The sequence below is a fragment of the Bacteroides sp. 519 genome, assembly GCF_010500955.1.
Classification (GTDB): Bacteria; Bacteroidota; Bacteroidia; order Bacteroidales; family Bacteroidaceae; genus Bacteroides.
In genome coordinates, this window is sequence record NZ_QVMJ01000014.1 from 116,434 (window position 1) to 137,939 (window position 21,506).

General features: G+C 37.4%; 22 protein-coding genes. 18 read left to right on the top strand and 4 right to left on the bottom strand.

All coding sequences use genetic code 11. The annotated features are described in order from the left end of the window. Positions 1 to 103: 103 nt before the first annotated feature. From D0T85_RS12980 to D0T85_RS12990, 3 genes are all read right to left on the bottom strand, one after another. Positions 104 to 1,948: a fimbrillin family protein gene (locus D0T85_RS12980; RefSeq protein ID WP_163213898.1), complete on the bottom strand. Its 1,845-nt coding sequence runs from the start codon at positions 1,946 to 1,948 to the stop codon at positions 104 to 106. 81 nt (positions 1,949 to 2,029) lie between these two features. After that, a complete protein-coding gene (locus D0T85_RS12985; protein WP_163213900.1) occupies positions 2,030 to 2,287 on the bottom strand; it encodes a transposase in 258 nt (85 codons plus the stop codon). Positions 2,288 to 3,287: 1,000 nt separating this feature from the next. Further along, the gene (locus tag D0T85_RS12990) at positions 3,288 to 4,052 is read right to left on the bottom strand and encodes an XRE family transcriptional regulator (RefSeq protein WP_163213902.1); all 765 of its coding nucleotides are present in this window, start codon (positions 4,050 to 4,052) and stop codon (positions 3,288 to 3,290) included. A gap of 207 nt (positions 4,053 to 4,259) precedes the next feature. Here D0T85_RS12990 and D0T85_RS12995 point away from each other — a divergent pair, with 207 nt between their 5' ends. The 17 genes from D0T85_RS12995 to D0T85_RS13070 all read left to right on the top strand — a co-directional run bounded on the left by D0T85_RS12995 (position 4,260) and on the right by D0T85_RS13070 (position 15,830). Further along, positions 4,260 to 5,168: a Lin1244/Lin1753 domain-containing protein gene (locus D0T85_RS12995; RefSeq protein ID WP_163213904.1), complete on the top strand. Its 909-nt coding sequence runs from the start codon at positions 4,260 to 4,262 to the stop codon at positions 5,166 to 5,168. 356 nt (positions 5,169 to 5,524) lie between these two features. Further along, positions 5,525 to 7,240 carry a bifunctional DNA primase/helicase gene (locus D0T85_RS13000; RefSeq protein ID WP_370459966.1) on the top strand — a complete coding sequence of 572 codons (1,716 nt, stop codon included), beginning with the start codon at positions 5,525 to 5,527 and terminating at the stop codon, positions 7,238 to 7,240. A gap of 30 nt (positions 7,241 to 7,270) precedes the next feature. After that, positions 7,271 to 7,486: a DUF4248 domain-containing protein gene (locus D0T85_RS13005; protein ID WP_163213908.1), complete on the top strand. Its 216-nt coding sequence runs from the start codon at positions 7,271 to 7,273 to the stop codon at positions 7,484 to 7,486. A gap of 164 nt (positions 7,487 to 7,650) precedes the next feature. Beyond that, positions 7,651 to 8,154 carry a DNA-binding protein gene (locus D0T85_RS13010; RefSeq protein WP_163213910.1) on the top strand — a complete coding sequence of 168 codons (504 nt, stop codon included), beginning with the start codon at positions 7,651 to 7,653 and terminating at the stop codon, positions 8,152 to 8,154. Positions 8,155 to 8,381: 227 nt separating this feature from the next. Then, positions 8,382 to 8,483 (top strand): smalltalk protein, encoded by a 102-nt coding sequence (locus D0T85_RS13015; RefSeq protein ID WP_163213912.1) that lies wholly within the window; start codon positions 8,382 to 8,384, stop codon positions 8,481 to 8,483. Between the two features lie 92 nt (positions 8,484 to 8,575). Beyond that, on the top strand, positions 8,576 to 9,397 hold the full coding sequence (locus D0T85_RS13020; RefSeq protein WP_163213913.1) for a hypothetical protein: 822 nt from the start codon (positions 8,576 to 8,578) through the stop codon (positions 9,395 to 9,397). After that, positions 9,369 to 9,761, top strand: coding sequence for a hypothetical protein (locus D0T85_RS13025; RefSeq protein WP_163213915.1), 393 nt, complete (start codon positions 9,369 to 9,371; stop codon positions 9,759 to 9,761). Before D0T85_RS13020 ends, D0T85_RS13025 begins: the two co-directional genes overlap by 29 nt. 26 nt (positions 9,762 to 9,787) lie before the next feature. Next, a complete protein-coding gene (locus D0T85_RS13030; protein WP_163213917.1) occupies positions 9,788 to 10,009 on the top strand; it encodes a DUF4160 domain-containing protein in 222 nt (73 codons plus the stop codon). Between the two features lie 76 nt (positions 10,010 to 10,085). Further along, on the top strand, positions 10,086 to 10,517 hold the full coding sequence (locus D0T85_RS13035) for a hypothetical protein (RefSeq protein ID WP_163213919.1): 432 nt from the start codon (positions 10,086 to 10,088) through the stop codon (positions 10,515 to 10,517). A 443-nt stretch (positions 10,518 to 10,960) separates the two neighbouring features. Further along, positions 10,961 to 11,359, top strand: coding sequence for a D-Ala-D-Ala carboxypeptidase family metallohydrolase (locus tag D0T85_RS13040; RefSeq protein WP_163213922.1), 399 nt, complete (start codon positions 10,961 to 10,963; stop codon positions 11,357 to 11,359). 115 nt (positions 11,360 to 11,474) lie between these two features. Beyond that, complete coding sequence (locus tag D0T85_RS13045; RefSeq protein ID WP_163213923.1) at positions 11,475 to 11,945, top strand: hypothetical protein; 471 nt, start codon at positions 11,475 to 11,477, stop codon at positions 11,943 to 11,945. Positions 11,946 to 12,122: 177 nt separating this feature from the next. Then, on the top strand, positions 12,123 to 12,635 hold the full coding sequence (locus tag D0T85_RS13050) for a hypothetical protein (RefSeq protein WP_163213925.1): 513 nt from the start codon (positions 12,123 to 12,125) through the stop codon (positions 12,633 to 12,635). Between the two features lie 124 nt (positions 12,636 to 12,759). Further along, positions 12,760 to 13,155, top strand: coding sequence for a hypothetical protein (locus tag D0T85_RS13055; protein ID WP_163213927.1), 396 nt, complete (start codon positions 12,760 to 12,762; stop codon positions 13,153 to 13,155). A gap of 10 nt (positions 13,156 to 13,165) precedes the next feature. Further along, positions 13,166 to 13,510: a hypothetical protein gene (locus D0T85_RS22535; protein WP_203558477.1), complete on the top strand. Its 345-nt coding sequence runs from the start codon at positions 13,166 to 13,168 to the stop codon at positions 13,508 to 13,510. A gap of 77 nt (positions 13,511 to 13,587) precedes the next feature. After that, positions 13,588 to 14,574, top strand: a complete 987-nt coding sequence (locus D0T85_RS13060) for an Imm65 family immunity protein (protein WP_163213929.1) — start codon at positions 13,588 to 13,590, stop codon at positions 14,572 to 14,574. Between the two features lie 21 nt (positions 14,575 to 14,595). Continuing rightward, complete coding sequence (locus tag D0T85_RS13065) at positions 14,596 to 15,141, top strand: hypothetical protein (protein WP_203558478.1); 546 nt, start codon at positions 14,596 to 14,598, stop codon at positions 15,139 to 15,141. A 119-nt stretch (positions 15,142 to 15,260) separates the two neighbouring features. Next, complete coding sequence (locus tag D0T85_RS13070; protein ID WP_163213933.1) at positions 15,261 to 15,830, top strand: hypothetical protein; 570 nt, start codon at positions 15,261 to 15,263, stop codon at positions 15,828 to 15,830. A gap of 56 nt (positions 15,831 to 15,886) precedes the next feature. Here D0T85_RS13070 and D0T85_RS13075 read toward each other — a convergent pair whose 3' ends face one another. Then, entirely contained in the window at positions 15,887 to 17,905 is a 2,019-nt protein-coding gene (locus D0T85_RS13075; protein WP_239060723.1) for a glycoside hydrolase family 2 protein, read from the bottom strand. A gap of 348 nt (positions 17,906 to 18,253) precedes the next feature. On the opposite strand from D0T85_RS13075, the gene D0T85_RS13080 reads away from it, so the two are divergent. Beyond that, positions 18,254 to 21,502, top strand: a complete 3,249-nt coding sequence (locus D0T85_RS13080) for a TonB-dependent receptor (RefSeq protein WP_163213937.1) — start codon at positions 18,254 to 18,256, stop codon at positions 21,500 to 21,502. The last annotated feature ends 4 nt before the right edge of the window (positions 21,503 to 21,506 follow it).

Genomic DNA, 21,506 nt, shown 5'->3' on the forward strand with positions numbered 1-21,506 from the left:
GTCAAGAATGTGACTAAGATTTAACTGCCTTACCTATACACGTAAGGGTATGCCATTGACACACCCTCTTTCTGTTTTTTGTATTTAGTTTAAAGTAACAATATTATTCATTTTTCAAACAACGAATTGTATATCCGGCAACATCACTATTTGTTCCTAGATTTATATTATCATTGTTATAGCTTATTACAATAGGTGCATCAGCCAAGCCATCCTTAGTTGACCAATAAGAGGCATGTTCATTGATGTTCTGGATTTTGTCTTTGAAGAACCCGGTTGCTACAGCACTGAATCCAGTCATGTTACTGATCTTAATTCCAGAAGACGTTTTCCATGATCCATCTTTTTTAAGTACCGATGTTTTGCCTTTTATGTATGTTTTTAAACTAGCCCAATCAGTTGATGTACTTACTCTCCAACCTTCCGGAGCTATTTTACCAGTGGCTATTGCAGCCGAGTTATAAAAGAAATAAGCATTTTGATGCGTGCAATATTTTGCTGTATTATCAGCAAAACTGGTACCCTTAACAATATCCTCGCCATCTGTATACTTAGTTGCTTTTAAATTAGTTCGCATCCAATATTGCGTACCTATTTTCACAAGTGGGTATGTAAATGTTTCGTTTCCTCTGGTATCAACCAATACATCAGGCTTAAGCTGTACCTGAAGTGCATTTTCCGGACGCGAAGTTACTATTTCATTATTCTCTGATATGTAAATAATCTGAATCGGGTTAGAGCTTCCTGGGGCATAAGTGAATGTATTTTGTAAGACATTCCAGCTGATACTACCTCCATGCTTTTTGTCGGCCTCGGTATGATCTTTCAAAACTATTCCGTTTTGCAAATCAACTTTTCCATTAAGCATTGGATAAACAATGGTTGCCACTGTTTCTATTTCGTTGGATAAGAGGTACTCCAGAGTTATCTCGGCTACTTGTGTTCCTTTATTTAATACTTTATATATTTTAGTATCAGCAAAGTTCAAATCATTAACATCAATGAAAGTAGAGACTTCGGTTGCTGTAGATTCTTGCTTTTTAGTTTCGCCCCAATCATTTATTTGAGTGTTTAAAACACATTTCACTTCATTATTATTGGATTCTAGTACAAATGTCATTTCACGAGGGATACCACTTTCCAACAGCAAGCTTTCAGTTTGCAGATAAGAAAATGTTCTGCCATTAATCTCTATCTCTACCAACGCGTGGTTTGCAGCTATTTCTTGTGGAACCATTAGAACACTTTTGCCAACCAAAACGCCATTCACAATTTCCCAGCCACCATTAGGTATCTGATCGGCAGGTGCACTCTGATTGCCAAAACTATCATCCAGAAAGTTATAAGATGCATTAGTATACACATCTTTTATTCTTATAGTTGGGTCAAGAGTACGAAGTTGATCGATGGTATAATCGTTATTGGGTTTTATTTGTAAATCCAATCGAGACATTTTATGTTCAAACACAATGTCTACAGGATCATTTGATGCTTCTACATTTTTTGTATTTGCTACCAAGAAATCGGATTGACCATACGATTCGGGAGTTGTTTGATTTGTATTTGCATTAACTTCAATAATTGAAGTCCCTTCTTTCACAGCATTATCCTTATACGGATAATACCCGATGAAATCCGTCAACACCTTTTGATCCGAAAAGAAGATAGTTTTATTCGGTTGAAAACCATATTCTTGAGAGAAAGTAAATTTTATATTGTCAGCATGTCTCTCTTCATTTAGTTTATTGGGTTGATTCAACATAAATATACCAATAGCATCACTATTTGTAAAGCTATTAGATACTATTCGTGAAGGAGATTGCTTTATTTGTGTGGATAACATCACTGGATATAAATCATCATCTGGCTCATCGGATGAATGAATGCCGTTTACACAAGCGACTGTGGTGAATAGGGATAAAAAGCAAGCAACTTTTGTTAATTTCATGTATTTCATTTTGTAACAGATTAATAACCGACCGCAAAAGTAAAAAACACAATATAATTAACAAATTATTATTTAAATTATTTAATAAAAAGATGTGATTTTATCGCATTTCGCCCTTAATACGCCTATCAAGGGCTTAATTTCTATTTTTTTCGGAGAAAGTCCTGTCAATTCTTGAATTGTGTGTAAAGGTATAGAATTGGATTTCATTTTGCGGGCAATTTCAAGGATACCCTCTTCACGTCCTTTAGCAAGTCCCTTTTCAAGTCCTTCGGCAAGCCCCTCTTCTCGACCTTTTTCAAGTCCTTTAGCCAATCCTTTCTTTTCAGATGTTTCCATTACACTATACCAGTCGCGGTAATTCTTCAAACTGTCTTCATACTCAACCAGTTCCTTACGGTTGAAACGGGCTATTTCGGCTGTTTCGAATAGGCGGGTAAATATACGTTCTTATATTTGTGCCATCTGATATTTCTCTTATAAGAGTTAAATTATTCATTCGTTCTTTGAAATATTGCTTATAATAAATGATATTGTGACCTTTACGGCAGCCCTATGAAGTGAGGGCGGGCATGAACTGCCCCCATGTTTGAGGCTAAAGCCATCTTAAATGCTGTGTATGATACTTATCAGCCTTATTTTGATAATAGTGCCAGCATGAAGCCCGGACAAATCTGTTTTGAAGTAGTTTCGATTGAAAACTCCCAAGCAAAAGATCAGTGAATGCCAGATGAAAACTGTGATTCTAACACTTGATGCAGGAGAATCCGCCAGCATCATGGAGTTATTGGTCTTCGCCCTCATCGTCTCGAGCGTATTTGCAATGAAGCTTTCCAACAAGGAGGATTGTTAACCGTAGAAGCTTGAAAAATCATCCATCTTGTATATCTCTGATGTAATCTTTGAAGGAGACATTCTCTTTTAGCGCCTGTATTACCCGAAATATATTCAGCAATCCAAGATAGTAAAAACGGCATCCAAAGCAGCTAATAGAACAAATAATGCCAAAAAAACCTCGTCTTAAGATTATATGCGCAAAAAATCAAAACAAATGGGGTCAAAATCAAAAATGGGCAGCTTAATAGAAGCAAGAAGATAAAACTTCAAAAATAAAGAGGATGTGACAATTACTTCGTTTTTACACAGCCTCTTGAGGCGGGGTGGCCTTTAGGCGCCTTTAGGCCGGGGCGGGGAGTGAAAATATACCATCTGGTATTCGGCTGCGCAACCTTTGCGTCCCCCCTCTCCGCCCTAAAGGGCACCTCTCCCCTCCTTTATCACTTTACCTCACTTTACCTCCTCTACCTCACTCTACCTCCTTTTACCTGACTTTACCTCCTCAATAAACCGTTGTTGTTTTCTTTACGATATAAAGAAGTTGCCTTATCTCATCTACATTCAGTGTAAAGTCTCTGTACTCGGGCGATGGGTTGAGCGAATGAAACGTAACCATTCCTGTTTCCGTGTCGTGGTCTATCATCTGTTTGCACAAAATGCTATCATCTGTCACTACAATCCAGTACGGAAAGTTTCTGTATGGCAAGCGGTTCATCCAATTATCGCGGGCTTGCTCCCTGGCCAGTACAATGTCGCCTTGCTCTAAGCTGTTTTTGCTGCCATCGTCCATGCTGTCGCCCTTAATTTCGAATGCCAGATAACGTCCATGCGCTATCCGGTCTACTATAAAATCTACCACTTCCCACTCGTCGCGCTCCATAGTTATGGCTTCGCTTGTACCAGATATATACCTGCCGTATGCGTAATAGGGAACCAGTGGAACGCGCATTTTATACTTTCCGCTACTTGTTTTATAAAACTTATTGCCCGATTTTGTGATGTGATAGAGCGTGTCTTCGTCCTCTTCCACATCCTCCGGTTGTTGTTTCAGCATATGGCCTTTACCAGTTAGTAGCCATTCGACAGATATATCGTCAAACGTTTCCGATATTTTTGATATCAAATTCAAATCTATGGCAGTTCTTCTGCCCACTATGTAGTTATTTAGTGTAGAGTAGTTGAAATTTATCTTTAGGGCAAACGACCTGGTAGTCAATCCTTTATATTTGATTATTTCACTAACTCTTTCTATTACAGAAGTTTCCATATATTAATTATTTAGATTTTGTATAAATACAGCTTTCGCCCGAATATTCCTGTTGGCGAACTTGCTAGATTCGTCATTTGACTATATATTTGCGCTATCATTTTACAAATATACGAAAACAATTAAGATTTCGACAAAACAGTTCGGTTAATAGTTTCAATCGACACAATTTTAAATAATAACTTCAAAAAAACTAGAATTAACAAAATGAAAACAAAAACATTTATCCCAATTGAATGCGATATTTTAAACGACAATCGCATGAATGCTCTTCTCAACAAATCCGGAGCTGCCGGCTATGGTGTTTATATGCTTTTACTTATTGAATTACGCAACCTGAAAGACTACTGTTTAGATGGTGAATCATTGCGATTTATTGCACGTAAGTATAACATTCGTCGTAAATTGATTGATGATGTGTTGTACAACTACGGTTTATTCACTGTAGATAGGATGGAAGATGATAACCTACTTATTACTTCTGATTATGTTACACGGGTTATGCAAAATTACAATGATACGGTAGCTAAACGCAGTATAGTTGGAAAGAAAAACGCTAACAAACGCTGGCAGAAGGAAAATGGTAATGCTATGGCAACAGAACATAACATAACAGAAAAGAAAACATCAGTAGAAAAAGATAAAAAAGAAACTGCTGCTGTTGCTGCTGTTGCTGCTGATAATCCTGTTACTGTTAATAGCGCTTGCCGGTGGAAAGATTACCTGACCGAAGCTGTGAGCGACCGCACATGGATAGAGTGCCAGGCCATGCACTCGGGTTTGGGTGTTCGCTTTCTGCAGTACGAACCGGTTATAGTAGACTTATTTGCCAAACATGCAATTACACATGGCAAATCCGACCAATTATCGTCGGTTGGCGAAGTAAAATACTATTTTGCCAACTTCACGCGCAGCGGAACACATACCAACAAGCGCATTGTAGCAGAACTCAATAAGCTGGAACGCATGCAAAAGGAAGAAAATCCTTACCGGTTCGAAACCATAGACCCTGTTAGTGGCAGGCGAACGTTTCAAGGAATTGAAATACCCGCCAGTGCACCACCGCGCCCAAACGAAAATGTTACATGGAGTACCAAACTTGCAAAGTGGGTATAAAATGAACTGCATTTGCATGCTAAATGAACTGCATTTAGGGTACAAATGAACTGCATTCGAGCTACAAATGAACTGCATTTGAGGTGCAAATGAACTGCATTTTTTTGATGAAAAATGTTTTAACAATAGAACACAGAGGCACAGAGACACAGAGATTTTTTATTCATATTCCAGCATGGAAGGAGTTAAAGGGAGTTATCAGGAGCTTTGCTCCTTAGGAGTTATAGCTCTAAGATACTTCAGAGCATCTAAAGCTTTAACTCCTTTAACTCCTAGCAAAGCGATAACTCCTTCCATTCTATGTTAAAAGCTCTGTGCCTCTGTGTCTCTGTGTTCTAAAAAAATAAAACGAATAAATTATGAATTTCAATAAACTAGGAATAGATACTGGTGGCCGTACCACCGGAAAAGTAAAACTGCATTGTCCACGTTGCCGGGATACCCGCAGCAACAAACGCGATAAGCCATTGAGTGTAAACCTTGATAGCGGACTGTTTCATTGCCATTACTGCAACTGGAGCGGTAGTGCTAAAGAGCCGGTAACCCAGCCCCAGAATACGTATACGCCTGCTGTGCCAGCAAAGCCAGCCGCCGAACGGCCTGTACCCATTACCGAATTGCACCGTAAATGGCTGATGGAGGAAAGAGGAATATCTGCCCATGCAATTGATAGTATGGCACTTACATCGGCCAACGCATGGATGAGCCAAAGTGGCAGCTATGAAGCGTGTATAGGTTTCAACTACTACGAGCAGGGTAAACTGGTAAACACCAAGTTCCGCAGCATGCTAAAGCACTTTAAAATGCTGCAAGGAGCCGAAACAATACCCTATAACATTGACGGCATTTTAAGTGTGCCCGAGTGTATTATTACCGAGGGCGAAATTGATGCCCTGTCGTTTATTACAGCCGGGCGGATGGATGTTATTTCGGTACCCTCGGGTGCCAATACCAACCTTTCGTGGCTAGACCGCTTTATTGGTACACATTTCGACGATAAGCAAACCATTTTTATTGCTGTAGATACCGATGCCAAAGGAGTGATATTGCGCGACGAGCTTGTTCGCCGGCTGGGCATGCACCGCTGTCGTATTGTAAGCTTCGACGAGGGATGCAAAGATGCCAACGAGCATCTGCTAAAGTATGGTGCCGATAGTTTGAAATTGTTGCTCGATACCGCTCCCGAGGTTCCCCTCGAAGGTGTATTTACTGCCATCGATATTAACGACGACTTGCAACGGTTGTTTTTAGAAGGTTTGAAACCCGGATTAGATACCGGGTGGAGCGAACTGGATAAACTGTGTACATGGGAGGCAGGCAGGCTGTGCCTGATTACAGGGGTTCCCGGCTGTGGCAAATCGGAGTTTGTTGATGAGCTTGTAATGCGGCTCAACCTGCGCCACGGTTGGAAAACCGCCTTTTTCAGTCCCGAAAACATGCCCATGAGCTATCACATGCGTAAACTGATTGAGAAGGCCACGGGCGAACGTTTCGACTCGCAAACCATGGCAGGAGGCACTTTCCAGAAGGCAGTAAACTATTTACACGATAATTTTTCGTCTATCATGCCCGACGATGATTTTACGCTCGATAACATCTTGAACAAGGCGCGTACACTGGTGGCCCGTAAAGGTATACGCATACTGGTGGTAGACCCCTACAACAGGATTGAGCACCACATTCCGCCACAAATGACGGAAACGCAATACATCAGCATGGTAATCGACAAGATGTCTAACTTTGCCTGGCGCAACAATTGTTTGTTTATTCTTGTGGCGCATCCACGCAAAATAAACCGCGATGCTGCTACAGGACGGGAGCCTCGCTTGTCGATGTACGACATAAATGGTTCGGCACATTTTTATAACAAAACAGACTACGGGCTGATTGTTGAGCGCGACCGCACAGAACAGGTTACCCGTGTACGGGTAGAAAAGGTGAAGTTCAAACACCTTGGCCAGGGAAACGGTGCCGAAGCAACTTTTGTGTATAACCTAACCAATGGCCGGTATGTGTCGTGCACGCCCGGTAACACAAGCGGCATTGTGTACGATAATACCACGTGGATATAACCCATTCTCTAACCTGAAAAAACAGAAGTCATGAATAACAGATCTTACTCGCGCACCGAAATAGCAACCATGTACATGCCCTGTTTAAGCTCGCGCACCGCCCTGAGGCATTTTAATATTTGGTTGAACCAAAACCAACGTTTGCAGCAAAAGTTAAAGGATTTGGGAGCCAACGAAACAACCCGTATGTACACTCCCAAGCAAATAGAAGCGATATTCGAGGAGTTTGGAACTCCTGATGAATAATTAAATGACAATTTTTACCATTTTCGACCAAAATAAACCAGAATTGACCAAAACACGCATGCCCCAATTGGCGGCTTTGTATCTTTGTAGTATCCAAAAGGGATAATAGCGCTATAGAGATTATTAAACAAATTAAAATTAACAAACTAAAGACTTAACAAATTATGAGTATTCCTGTAAAACGCGTTAAACGCAAACAAATTTTGAGTGATCCGGCTTCGCCGGAGTTGTACTACCTAGTACTTGAACCTGGTAAATCGGATGTGGTTACCGAAGATGATTTGGCCGATGATGCCGAAATGATTGGCGGTATGAGCCGTGAAGATGCCATACACATTCTGGGTATATTGATTCGCCGCATGCGATTTTACCTTACCAAAGGCAATAAAGTAAAAATTGGCGGATTGGGTACTTTCCACCTTACCTTCCACAACAAAGGTACCGAGGAGGAAAAGGATTGTACCGTGCGTAACATCAACAAGGTAAACATCCGTTTCAAAGTAGATAAAAATCTACGCATGGTAAACGAAAGTACAGTTGCTACCCGTAGCGACAATAGTGTGAAATTCTATATCAAAGGCGAAACCACAACCGGCTCTTCGGGTGGCGGTAACGACGACGGCGGCGATGATGATTCAGGCGGCGGATGGATTGATCCAACGGCTTAAGCGGCAACGTGAATTATTCATTCCAGAATGGAAGGAGTTAAAGGGAGTTATCAGGAGCTTTGCTCCTTAGGAGTTATAGCTCTAAGATACTTCAGAGCATCTAAAGCTTTAACTCCTTTAACTCCTAGCGAAGCGATAACTCCTTCCATTCTATACTCCCTGCATGCTTCTCCGAAAGGTGGAATTAAACTAAAACTAGTAACTAACAAATTAAAAATTAAAACATTATGAAAGCGAATAATAAAGTATGGGATGTGATTCTTAAGGTGATAATTGCTGCGGTAAGCGCGCTGGCAGGGGCGCTGGGGGCGAATGCGATGAATCTTTAAGAATTGAGAATTGAAAATTGAAAATTAATTAGGTAAGGTGTGCGCCGCAAAGGAAACTTTGTGGCGGCACGTTGCCGCAAAAAGAAAAAAATATGAAACGAAAAATAATATCATTAACCCTTCTGCTGCTGTTCGGCATTGGTATAGTCTTTGCTCAAGACATTCAGTTTCCGCGTCCCCTGACGCCCGAAGCTGCTACCATGATGAAATACATTGATCAACCCGTAAACTATTGCCACGGCCTTGCCAATGTAACCATCCCTCTGTACGAACTCAAAGAAGGCGACATCACTCTTCCTATTACAGCTACATTCCATTCATCTGGTAATAAAGTAAACGAATTGAGTAGCCGTATTGGTTTGAATTGGGCTCTTAATATTGAACCCTCCATATCCCGCAGAATTAACGGGTTGCCCGATGAATATGGCTATCTGGTAACTACAGGAAGGCAAAATTATAACTATCCGCGTAACCACTGGGACATGGAAATGCTTGCCAGCGGCCAAGCTAACAAAGACGAAGATCCTGATCTGTTTTATTACCAGTTATCAGGCAAATCGGGTAAATTCTATTTTAAACGTAGTGGAACACTGGAAAAACCCGGTGCAAATGTAGATATCTTAACAATTCCTTATGAACCGGTTCGTATAGAACCAGACAGAACAAACGGGCATCTACATGCTTTTGATGTAACCGATGATGGAGGAACCTACTACCGGTTTGGTAAATCACTGGGTACGCAGGCCATTGCTCTGGGTACATCTGCCGGACAACATGTGCAATGGAAAGCAACAGAAATGCTCTCTCCTAGTAAAAAAGATACACTGTATTTTAAATATGCAACCACAAATACCAATATCACCACCCAAAGCAATACGGACTATATTGCAATATCAAACTGCTTATACGTATGATAAGCACGGTAATATAAAATCACTTGAACGTTATGGTAAAACTACGGGCAGTGCATTTGGTATTGTTGATAAGTTAACAATGACTTACACTGGTAATCAGCTAACCAAAGATTTAAACAAAAAGACATCAAGCATCTCGTACAATTCGTTATCTTTGCCTAAGTCGCTTGTAATTAATGGAGTAACACATACATATACGTATGCTGCGGATGGCCGCAAGCTTCGTGTAATGCAGGGCAGCACAAAACGTGATTATGCCGGAAACATTATTTATGAGAATGGTTCTTTGAAACGTATTCTGGTTGATGGTGGTTATATTGAAGGCGGTGTTTATTATTTCTATCTGAATGATCGAATGGGTTGAATCTTTATGATTATTCGGCTAGGCAGATGGATCCGGCAATCGGGAGGTTTACGACGATGGATCCGCTGGCGGAGAAGTATTATTCGATTAGTGTAAAATCGTATGGCACTAATGATGTTCATAAACCTGCCCATGCACATGTGAAAGGGGGAGGAAAGGAAGTTAGAATTGGCCCTAATGGTAAAACATTAGATGGTCAGCCAGAACTAAGTACAAAACAGAGGAATGTGGTTAAAAAACAACATTAAAGAGATAAGAAAAGAGGTTAATAAAGTAGGAAAGGCAAATAAAGCGATTGAAGAATATTTTAAAAAATAAATTATTATGGAAGTTTATTTAGATAGTTTTATCAAGGCTATTGAAAAGCGAGTTGATAAGAATGAAATTATAGGTAATCTCATATTAAGAAATCCAAATACTGAACTTCTTAATGAGTATTCTATACCAAAATCTATTTGCCTTTTTTATGACGTTGTAAATTCGATAGAAATATCTTTTCCGAGAAAAATCGTGATAATGCCACCCCAAAGGATGATCCTTGTAGATAAAAGATATTTGTGTTTTTCTATCATAAATGAAACGAAAAAAATATGTTTTGATACCTTTCAATTAAATAATGATAATGAATGGAATATTGTTTGTCTTGAGAATAATTTTCTTATTACTAAATCATTCAAAAGTTACATAACAAATAAGTTTTGGGCGTGGATTGATAGAGGAAGACATATCTGGGAGGAAGAAAATTATAATTTATAAGGATTAAATATGCTATAATCATACCCAACTTTCACTCTCACAAATATATGAACGGTTTTTTTAAACAGTTTTTTTGCCCATACGATCAAGATTATTCTCTTGTTATAGAGGATAATGAGATGACGGCTTATGCTTATCTATGTAAAGGCAAGGATATTATTGGAGATGTTTGGTTATATAATGTGGGAATACAAAATGATATCAATTGAGGTTGTCGGAATAACTTACCATTTTCCAATAAACTTGATTATATATATAAATATTGAGCCAATATTAAATCCAAATGAAGTTTTAGTGAAATGGACAAAAGATTTTCAAGTATATATTTATATACGAGAAGCACTTATTGCAACTATTAGAACAGACAACAGTATAGTTGGTCAACTTGTGTAAAGAAAGATGGTCCTTTGGCAATGAAATATTAATATAAGTTTAATCGCACAATGACCTATTTTACACTTCCGGAACTCTGTCGCAGTGCCACAGCCCGGAAATACAAAATAAACAACGAATGTTCCCTCGACCACATTCAAAAGCTAACCAGTTTAGTAACCAATGTACTCGATCCGCTTCGCGAGGCCTGGGGTAATCCCATATTCGTAAACAGTGGATATCGGTCGGCTGCATTAAACAGGAAATTGAAAGGAGCACCAAACTCGCAGCACTTAACCGGCGAGGCTGCCGATATTACTACCGGAAGTATTGCAGGTAATAAACAACTGTTTGAGCTGGTGCAATTGTTGAATCTTCCGTTTGATCAGTTGATTGATGAGAAAGGATTCAGGTGGGTGCATGTTAGTTATAGAGAAAAGGGGAATAGAAGGCAGGTGTTGAGGAAATGAGGAAAGTTTCGTTATCTTTGCCTAAGTCGCTTGTAATTAATGGAGTAACGCATACATCTTCTTGGACAAATGTTACTGATGAGTTTATAGCTAATCAACAAAAATCTGAGGTACATTGGAATTAATAGATTTGAATTTTTATCCTAATATAGGACTAGGCAATATATCTTTTTATTTTCAAGAAAACGATATATTACAAGTGATGGGATCTCCTGAGAAAAGGATGATTTATAGTTATTCGGAAAAGGAATCTGCTATTTGTTTATTTTATAATAAATTAGGTATAAGTTTCTGGATACATTATGAAGATAATCTGTTTAATCACCTAAGTATAAGTATTGAAGATATCATATTAGATGGAATGAAATTTTCATTGTTATCCAAACAAGGAATATTAGAATTCGTTAGAAATTACCATTATCAATGTGGATATGATTATTTATATGAAAATACATATAATGAAAACGTAAATGAAGAGTTTTATTATTTTGAAAACATAGGACTTTCAATTTGGTTTGAAGAAGATTATATATCTGATATATCCATAAAAATGAGTTCTAATTTCATAATGGGTCATATGAATTAATGAAAATTTTCGATCCTGAACTTATGAATAAAATTAAATATAACCATGATAAAATGTATCAAAACTTACGTGATTAGTATCTTTATTACTATTCTTTGTGGCTCTTGTAATCACATCAAAGAAAATCCACAGGTGAAATACTATGAATACAGTTGTTATTTTACACTACATGGAAAGATGGATTCGATAAAATCTTATAAAGCTTTTGTGTATACAGATACAATAGGAGCAGATAAGATTTATGAGTTTGCTTATAATACAAAGAATGATACTCTTAAGTATCAAGAAACTTATTTATTCAAAAAAGAGTCTTGGGGTATTTCACGTATTATAAATAGTATAGCAAATCCTTTTTTGCGTATAGATACTCATGAAGCTGTTTATTGGGTTTATCCGGACGAATTGTTTGAAGATATTCGTAGTACCAGTTATATTTATATTGGTAAGGATTCTATCCTAAATAAATCTATAAATAATAAAGTTTTAGCGTATCAATTCCAGTCAGAAGATGGTGATCCTTATGGGAAGAAAATACTTTTTCTTGATGAAGACTTTAATTTGGTAAGTATGATTATAGACTATTACTATTATTTAGACAATATGTCATCAAAACTGGAAGTTGTAGACCCGGTAGATGTACCTAGTAAATTTAGGATGTTGATAGATAATATTATTATATGTTTAGAATAATAAATCTTACTAATATTGGTTGATTACTTAACATTCTGATGGATTAATTTCTATCAGGATGTTATTATATAGCAACCACCCTAATGCACTACATAATCTATTTCCTGAATTGAATAAATAAAATATGAAGAGTTTATTTTTGTTCTGTATTTGTACTTTGTTCTTTTGCAGTATGCAAGCCCAAAAAACAAAGTTGTTGACTGAAGAGGAAGCAAACCAAGTAATGATTGATATGGGTATAAGAAATTTGCCTGGACTCTTTTATGATCATTATTATAGATTTCCTAATAATGCACAAGAATTTTATGATTTTATTTCAAATCATTATGATTTTAAAAATGATACAGATTGGAAACCATTTATTGAATATTTAAGAGATGAGAAAGATAGTTTAAATATTATTGCACAAGAAGGTGTGTTCCTAATAACTTATGGTAGTAAATTATTATCTTATAGCAAAGATGATATATGTAGTTCCATAGCTTTACATATGCCTAAGGAAAAATATATAAACCATTAATCTATATGACTTGGAAGGTAAGAACCTAAAAGAAATGATAGGGATAGAAAAATCAGATTCAATTGCAAATATATTTAGCAAAATAAGAGAGACTGTTTTTTTAGACACCCTGAAGTATCAGCCAGAAGTGAATTTATTAGTAAAGTTTGATAAATTTCGTAGAGTTTTATTAGAATACAATATTTCTGATGGACTACACATCTATTGCCTTAACGAATCTTTAGTATTATCTGATTATCCTTTTTTAAAGGACATAGATAACATCTGTCGTTTATTCTGTCAACAACAAAATTTGAGTAAGATGGTTTTTAGTTGTACTGTCTATCAAAACATGAACTTTTTTAAAACACCATAAAATTAGACAAACATGAAATACATAAAATTGATCTCTTGTAATTATGAACAAATGCGCAACTATATAAATGAGAACAAATGAAAAATATATTAGTTTTTTTAACGTTCCTATCTTTAATATCTTGTAATGAAAAAGAAGATAGATTCAGTGCCGCCATACACAATGGCAAATTATTCATCGATAATAACAAAGTAACATTAGAATTTTTAATCATTGACGAACTGGTGAATAATAACAATTCATCAATAACAAGAATGTTCCAAAGTACAGCTCCTTGGAATAACTATATAGATCCAACATCTATAATTCCTTATAAAAACAAATATATTTGTTTATTCGAAAAGGGAAAACAGTCTTTAAACAAAGAGCAAGTAAACAACATAACAGGATTTTATAATTCTATCGAAATCCCTTCGGATGAAATTTTTGCATGGACATATTTCTTTGTTTTTTCCAAATCTAATAATGAAAGTTTTTTGATAAGAAAAGATATTCAGAAAGAAATGTATGAATATAGAGAACTCTGGCCTTATCTTTCTAATTATTACGAGAGTAAACCTTTAACTATGATCATATTATCCGAAGAAGCAAATATGAAAGAGGATTCGCTTGGTAATAAAGAATTTCCTTTTCAAATAGAAGAGATAAGTGCAAGACTGTATATAACCAATTTATCTGACTCTATCATAACGCTTCCCTACAAACCTGAAACAGGAGGCTATTGGGTCATTGTAAATGGTAGAGATAGTCTTCTATTATCTATAACGGATGATGGTGAGTTTGTAAATATTAACCCAAACCAAAGCGTGGAGTTGTTTTTCAGGAATAAGGTTGATAGCTTTCTTCCAAACTCTACGAAATTAAATGGTGCAAGAAAAATTCAGGAGTTGTTAAAAGATTCATTGTTCTATTTTAATATACCTAAAAACAAAAATTTAAAGAATGCTTTTATATCACCCACACCTATTAAAGTTATAAACATTACTGATGATGAAATGTATTTTAGATTTGGCTATAATACATATGTTTATGATAGAGATGGGAAATTATTAGAGGTGATTTAGCGACATCTTAATAACAAAAAAATGAGAATACTAACATATTTATTGATAATCTATTTTACATCTTGTACACACAAGGACATTAATAAAGGAAATGCACTATACTCTAGTTCATTTGAAAAATTCTTGAACTTGCTAGATATTGATTCATTATCCGTTAAAGTCAAAGATAAACCCATTTTATCTATACTATTTTATAATGTTATGAATTGCAGCTATTTTCGTATATATCAGTCCAGTGAAATTTTGATTGAAAAAATAACAGGATTCACAGAACTGGATAATTTCGTTCTGTTATATGCTGGAATAGATGATAACATAGCGAGTAAGTATTTTGTGATTCAAAATATTAATTGGGATAATTTTGAAAACACATATAACATTACCCAACCATGCTTTGAATGTTTCAATGAACCAGATAAAATCATTCTTAAGGAGTTACATTATAGGATTATCAATGATACGACATTTCATCTAATTCAACCAGATGATGCTTTTTTAAAGAAATATGAAGAAGAACTTATTAAATCTGGTTACATAATTTCACCTCCAACTCCACCAAGTAATTAGCTTTGTTTTACGAGTGCATGTTAGTTATCTCGTACAATTCGTTATCTTTGCCTAAGCCGCTTGTAATTAATGGAGTAACGCATACCACAGAAGCAACAACCAAATATCTAAAAACAAACATGAATGATAAACGAAAATTGATTAATATATTATTGATGATTTTATTTTGCTTTTTGATTATTTATGTTGTGATTGTAACACTTAGAGTAAGCAACAGGCTGATATTATATACTGATACGATTAAAAAATGTGAAGTAGGAAACTCTGGCGGCTCAGGTTCGCGATTTGATAAGATTGAACTCGTTGATAAAAAATATTATTTGTATCGAAGTTATTATGTAGTTCCAACAGTTTTAGTAGCAATCGAAAGAAAGAAGTTCAAAAATCATGAGGGAGAAAAGATATCGTACTTTGTCGACCCAAATCAGATGAAGCAAGCAAGTAGGTACTCAAAACACCCTGAATACACACCAATAGCAGGCGAAAGAAATGGGGAAAACAAGAAGAACTGTTGGTATTGGTTCAGTGTGGGCGCTTATGTTGTTAAATATGGGGGCCTTTTTATATCTTTAATTCCTATATTTGGCTTGTTTGGTATCGTAATCGGATTTAAGCCGAAAACCAAATTCGAAATAACATTTCATCTTTTTGTAATTTTTTGTATAATTGTTTGGGGTTTTGTGCCTTAATTTGAGTGCATTAAAGAACCCCTCCTTAACCAAGGAGGGGAATCCATACGGTGTTACTATTTGCAACTAGCCTGCAATACCTCCACAGAATCAGTTAAATCATTATTACTAATAACCTCTACCTGATTTTTGCCATCCTTAAGTCGGATACCTTCCCACACTACCATTCCATAGTTATTGGGCTGCTTTTTACCCATGCTAACTTTGTTTACAAAAAGCTCAACTTCCTGTTGGTTAGTAAATGCCATAAAGGTTTGTTGGGGTTTATAGCGGTTTACTACTCGCTTTTCGGCTAGGTGAAGCACTGGTTCTTTCTTATTCCAGTTGGCTTTATAAAAATAGAATGCATCCTTACGAACTTTGCGGTCGAAGGTAACCAAACCTTTGTCGTTAATGCCCGGACGATCTCCTTCGGTACGGTGGGCTGCTCCGAAGTCGAACATATTCCACACAAAGCTTCCCCAAACAAATGGACGTTCGTTAATAATCTTCCAGTTTTCTATGTGATAGAATGTTTGCCAGTTTTCAGGATGCCACCATGCTGTAGGAACGGTTTGTACCAACGAATCCTGTTGATGGTAGATGCTGGCACCTGCACCATACTCGCTTATGCCAATGCGCAGTTCGGGGTGTTTGGTATGGGTAGCATCCAGAAAGCGAGCCAATGTGGCTGGGGTTGATCCATACCAACCATCGTACCGGTTCCATGCAATATGTTCGGTTACAAAGTTAATCTCTGCATTTATATTGGTGGCCGAGGTAGTTGGACGGGTTGGATCTTCGGCTTTAGCCAGCTCATTTAATTCCTTGATGTATTCAAGAGGGTTGTCTCCTACCTCTTTCAATTCATTGAAAAGTCCCCAGAAACAGATGGATGGGTGATTGTAATTCTGACGGATTAGCTCCTTAAGTTGCTCTTTTCCATTAGCGCGGAAGGAAGGTTGATCCACAAAGCCTTTATCAGCATAGCCTCCGGGACCAATGAAAGGTATTTCGGCCCAGATAACAAATCCGTATTTGTCCATGAGGTTGTACATGGCAGTGGCTTGTGGATAATGTGCCAGACGTACAGCATTGACTCCCATTTCGAGCATAAGTTGGGTATCTTCTTCATGATGACATTGGCGGAGTGCATTACCAACCTCGGCCCTATCCTGATGGCGACATACTCCGTGCAGTTGCAGGTGCTTGCCATTGAGGAAAAAACCTTTATCGGGGTCGGTATGATAGTAACGAAGTCCTAAGGGTTGGATAACACTGTCAATTACTTTACCGTTTTGTGTAATGTCTACTAAAGCCCAATACATGAAAGGGTCTTCTTGGCCATTCCACAACCGGGGATTATCTATAGTAAAAGAAAGCTCTTCCTGAATATCTGTGTTTTCTTTCAGAGTAATAGTTTTGCTCTGTTTTTGTGCAACAACCTCATCATTGAGTATTTGAACTCTCACATCCACCTTTTGTTTAGTTGCCGTACTATTGGTAAGATTAATTTTTGCACGCACGGTGGCTTGCTTATCGGTAACCTTTTCCTGTATTAAGTATACGCCCGATGAGGCATAATCCAAAGGCGAAATACAAACCGGGTCTGTAATTAAGAGATGAACATCCCGGTATATGCCGCCATAAAAGTTAAAGTCGCCCACCAGTGGCATAATGTCTAATTGTTCGGCATTGTTAACGCGTATCAGTATCTCGTTCTCTGCATTATACTTTACCTTATCAGTCAGTTCAAAAATAAAGGCAGCATAGCCTCCACGATGTTCGCCAATGTGTTTGCCGTTAATAAAAACGTTGGTTACAGCGTTTGCCCCTTCAAAGCGCAGGAAGAGTCGTTTACCTTCCCATTCGGGTTTTACAAACAGTTTCTTCAGGTAGTTACCAATGCCCCGTTTATAGTCCTGCTTACCGGTAAGGGCATCCTGGGCGTTCCAGGTATGGGGTAAGTCAACTCGTTTCCAAGAGTTTTTTTGTACCTGATGCGAGAAGCGAAAGCTCCAGTTATCATTCAATAAAACACTTTCTCTTTGGGCATGTATATTCTGCAACAGGCAGAATAAAATAAGTAATGCCATACTTACGTTTCTTTTTCTCATAAGATTTATATTATTGGTTGTTGCAAAAATAGTTCTATTCTATGAAACACAAGTACACTACCAGTACAATATGCATCTGTTAACGCTATTTTGAAATTGAGTAAAAGAAAAAATTAAATCAGTAAGGGTTAAAAACAGAAATAACAAAAACAGTAAGGTCTATAAAACAGTAGATTGTAAGTTTGCATACAATAAAAACCTTATTTAATAATTTACTAAGATTAATACCAATGAAACATGTTACTTAACTTGTCCTCAATTCTACCACTAAGGACTTACCTTACTTAATTCAATAACAAGTGTATCAATTTAAGAGAAATCAAAATTATGAAGAATGCAAAGAGACTTATATGCCTTCTGCTATTATTTGCCGGGATAGGTAGTGCATACGCCAGCCCTGATTTTGTTACAGCAACCCATCAAACAAAAAGTATTTCGGGTACTGTGACTGATAATAACAACGAGCCACTTATTGGAGTTTCGGTTGTTGTTAAAGGAACATCGAATGGAACCATAACCAATATCGACGGAGGATATACGATTCAGGTACCTGATGCTAAAACAGTGCTTGTGTTTTCGTATGTTGGATATAACAATCAGGAAATAACTGTTGGTAATCAAACTGTTATCAATGTAGTGATGGCCGAAGATTCTAAACTTCTGGAAGAGGTTGTGGTTATTGGGTTTCAGTCGCAAAAGAAAGTTAACTTAACAGCTTCTGTTGCCAACATAGACTCAAAAACGTTTGAGAACAGACCTGTATCGAACATCGGACAGGCATTAATAGGAGCTGCCCCCGGATTAAACATCAGTATTGAAGGAGGAGATCCTAACAAAGTTCCCGACCTGAATGTACGTGGTGCAACTACAATCCGCTCGCGGAAAGATAAAACAGGAGCTAGCGCAGATGCCGGTAAGTATGATATCGTTTCGGGCCAACCCCTTATCCTTTTAGATGGGATCGAAATCAGCAATGAAGATTTGAACCAAATTAATCCTGCCGATATTGATAATATATCTGTGCTTAAGGATGCATCGGCTGCTGCTATCTATGGTACCCGGGCTACTTATGGAGTTGTATTGGTACAAACCAAATCAGGAACATTTAATCAAAAGGCAAGGATAAACTATTCCTATGATATATCATGGGATAAACCGGTTGGTACCCCAGATATATTAGATTCTTATTATATCTATAAAACAGCTTTGGATAAGAATTTATGGACTGTTGGTACTCCATACACCGAAGAAAATGAAATGGTGCTCGATAAAATGCTTGCATACATGAACGACCCTGTAAACAACAAACCGTGGTATATGAAGGGCGATATTATTGGAGGTACCATAAACTGGGTTGGAAATACAAATCCATATAAAGAACTGGTTAGAGACTGGACTCCAACACAAAAGCATAATTTCAGCATCAATGGCGGAAGCGACAGAATCGCTTACAATATTTCTTTAGGTGCTCAAAGTCAGGAGGGAATGTATAAAATTAACCCGGATGATTTAACCCGCTATAACATGGCAATGAATCTTACTGCTAAAATAACCGATAGGTTCAAGGTGTCTGCTAAAGTTTCACATAATATTTTCGATTATAAATCTCCAACTAAAAGAAGCGATGGCGACCTTTGGGGATCGGTAGGTAAATATTATCCCGAACTCAATATCTATCAACCATTACTCACTGCGGCTGATGATCCTATACCTAATTCACCTACCGAAAATCAAGCTAGTTTCTTGTTTTCGGGTGGACGTACTAGTAGTTCCCGGAGAACAACTATCTTATCAATATCACCAGAGTTTACCATTATACCTAATGAATTAGTTATTAAAGCAGATTTTTCATTAACTCCCATTACTTATAAAAAAGAGGTAACAGCTCCAAGGCAGGGCCGTGTAAATGCATCGTGGGAAGAACTGGAATACAGATGGGCTACAGAGAATACTGGGAATATAACTAAATCAACTACCGACCGATATGCAATAAATTTATATGCAAATTATACTAAAACATTTGCAAATGCTCACAATGTATCGGCATTGGTAGGGGTAAATCAGGAGAAAAAAGATTATTCGCAAAGTTATCTTGGGTTAGTAAATATGCTCGACCCCTATATCCTGAATCCGGCATTGGTGGCAGATAAAACAAAGAATACTTCTTCTGTATATAATTATACAACAACAGCACGAGCCATTTTTGGACGTTTGATGTATGATTATAAGAGTCGTTATTTATTTGAATTCGACATCCGCTACGATGGAAGTTCCAAGTTTCCAAAAGCAAATCGTTTCCAAACCTATCCAACATTCTCACTGGGTTGGAGAATATCGGAAGAAAAGTTTATGCTAAAAACAAAAAGTTGGCTCGATAACCTGAAGGTCAGAGCCTCATGGGGTGAACTTGGAAGTCAACCGAATGATGTGTATGGCTACCAATCGGTATTCGAAAATGAAAATGCTTATTATTATTTTGAAGGAAACCGTTTTGGTGTTGGCATTAAACCACCAAGTATACCAAGCCCTCGCTTAACTTGGGAAAAAGCCACATCAACAAACTTTGGTATCGATGCTACATTCTTACAACAAAGATTAGATGCCTCTCTGGATATTTATGAAAGAACAACATCCGATATATTGTTAGGTGGAGGTAAGGAATATCCTATTTTACACGGAGGAGAACTTCCTTTGGAAAATGGTGGAGAATTAAGAAACCGTGGATGGGAATTACAGATTAAATGGAGAGATAAACTAGCTTCTGGTCTTAGCTATAATGTAGGTTTATCTTTATCCGATTACAAAGCAAAGGTTACAAAAGACCCCTCTAACTTAAAGAGAACAATAGGAGATGGAAAAACATATCCGGGTATGTATCTGGGCGAAATATGGGGATACGAAACCGGAGGTATTCTTCAGAAAGAAGATTTTGATTTAGATGCCGAAGGAAACCTGATACGTGATGGAAAAGGAAATCCGATATACCATGGTCCGGTGTTTAACAATGAAGTAGTATATCCCGGTTATTTATGGTATCACGATATTAATGGAGATGGTATTCTTACCGCAGGAGACAATACTGTTGACAATCCGGGCGACAGACGCATCATAGGAAATAGCACTCCACGTTACCGGTACTCAATAAATCTGGGAGTTCAGTACAAGGGATTCGATTTAGATATGCTATTCCAAGGTGTAGGAAAAAGAGATTACTGGGTTGAAAGCACAGAAATGTATTGGGGAAAAGGTGCAGGTTCATGGGAGTATTACAACAACTCGTGGATGCCCGACAGAACCAATACTAAATATCCGATGTACGGAAGCGAAATAGCCGGAAGAACCCAAAGCGGATATCTATTAGATGCTTCTTATCTATCCTTACGGCAGGTTATATTAGGATATTCGTTACCTAAATCACTTATAAATAAAATCAAACTTAGCAAGGTAAGAGTACATGTATCAGGTTATAACCTGTTCTCTATCTCTGACATACCAAACTACTTTGATCTTGATTATGTAAGAAGTGCTTATCCTGCAAAACGTTCTATAGCGTTAGGTATTCAAGTTGGATTTTAAAATA

What these genes read in the sequence shown, in the direction of transcription:
- D0T85_RS13060 (WP_163213929.1), top strand. Translation starts at nt 13,588, where the DNA reads ATGAAAAATATATTAGTTTTTTTAACGTTCCTATCTTTAATATCTTGT.
- D0T85_RS13075 (WP_239060723.1), bottom strand. Translation starts at nt 17,905, where the DNA reads ATGGCATTACTTATTTTATTCTGCCTGTTGCAGAATATACATGCCCAA.
- D0T85_RS13065 (WP_203558478.1), top strand. Translation starts at nt 14,596, where the DNA reads ATGAGAATACTAACATATTTATTGATAATCTATTTTACATCTTGTACA.
- D0T85_RS12985 (WP_163213900.1), bottom strand. Translation starts at nt 2,287, where the DNA reads ATGGAAACATCTGAAAAGAAAGGATTGGCTAAAGGACTTGAAAAAGGT.
- D0T85_RS12980 (WP_163213898.1), bottom strand. Translation starts at nt 1,948, where the DNA reads ATGAAATTAACAAAAGTTGCTTGCTTTTTATCCCTATTCACCACAGTC.
- D0T85_RS12990 (WP_163213902.1), bottom strand. Translation starts at nt 4,052, where the DNA reads ATGGAAACTTCTGTAATAGAAAGAGTTAGTGAAATAATCAAATATAAA.
- D0T85_RS13055 (WP_163213927.1), top strand. Translation starts at nt 12,760, where the DNA reads ATGAAGAGTTTATTTTTGTTCTGTATTTGTACTTTGTTCTTTTGCAGT.
- D0T85_RS13070 (WP_163213933.1), top strand. Translation starts at nt 15,261, where the DNA reads ATGAATGATAAACGAAAATTGATTAATATATTATTGATGATTTTATTT.
- D0T85_RS13050 (WP_163213925.1), top strand. Translation starts at nt 12,123, where the DNA reads ATGGATTCGATAAAATCTTATAAAGCTTTTGTGTATACAGATACAATA.
- D0T85_RS13015 (WP_163213912.1), top strand. Translation starts at nt 8,382, where the DNA reads ATGAAAGCGAATAATAAAGTATGGGATGTGATTCTTAAGGTGATAATT.
- D0T85_RS13020 (WP_163213913.1), top strand. Translation starts at nt 8,576, where the DNA reads ATGAAACGAAAAATAATATCATTAACCCTTCTGCTGCTGTTCGGCATT.
- D0T85_RS13035 (WP_163213919.1), top strand. Translation starts at nt 10,086, where the DNA reads ATGGAAGTTTATTTAGATAGTTTTATCAAGGCTATTGAAAAGCGAGTT.
- D0T85_RS12995 (WP_163213904.1), top strand. Translation starts at nt 4,260, where the DNA reads ATGAAAACAAAAACATTTATCCCAATTGAATGCGATATTTTAAACGAC.
- D0T85_RS13030 (WP_163213917.1), top strand. Translation starts at nt 9,788, where the DNA reads ATGGATCCGGCAATCGGGAGGTTTACGACGATGGATCCGCTGGCGGAG.
- D0T85_RS13080 (WP_163213937.1), top strand. Translation starts at nt 18,254, where the DNA reads ATGAAGAATGCAAAGAGACTTATATGCCTTCTGCTATTATTTGCCGGG.
- D0T85_RS13010 (WP_163213910.1), top strand. Translation starts at nt 7,651, where the DNA reads ATGAGTATTCCTGTAAAACGCGTTAAACGCAAACAAATTTTGAGTGAT.
- D0T85_RS13005 (WP_163213908.1), top strand. Translation starts at nt 7,271, where the DNA reads ATGAATAACAGATCTTACTCGCGCACCGAAATAGCAACCATGTACATG.
- D0T85_RS13040 (WP_163213922.1), top strand. Translation starts at nt 10,961, where the DNA reads ATGACCTATTTTACACTTCCGGAACTCTGTCGCAGTGCCACAGCCCGG.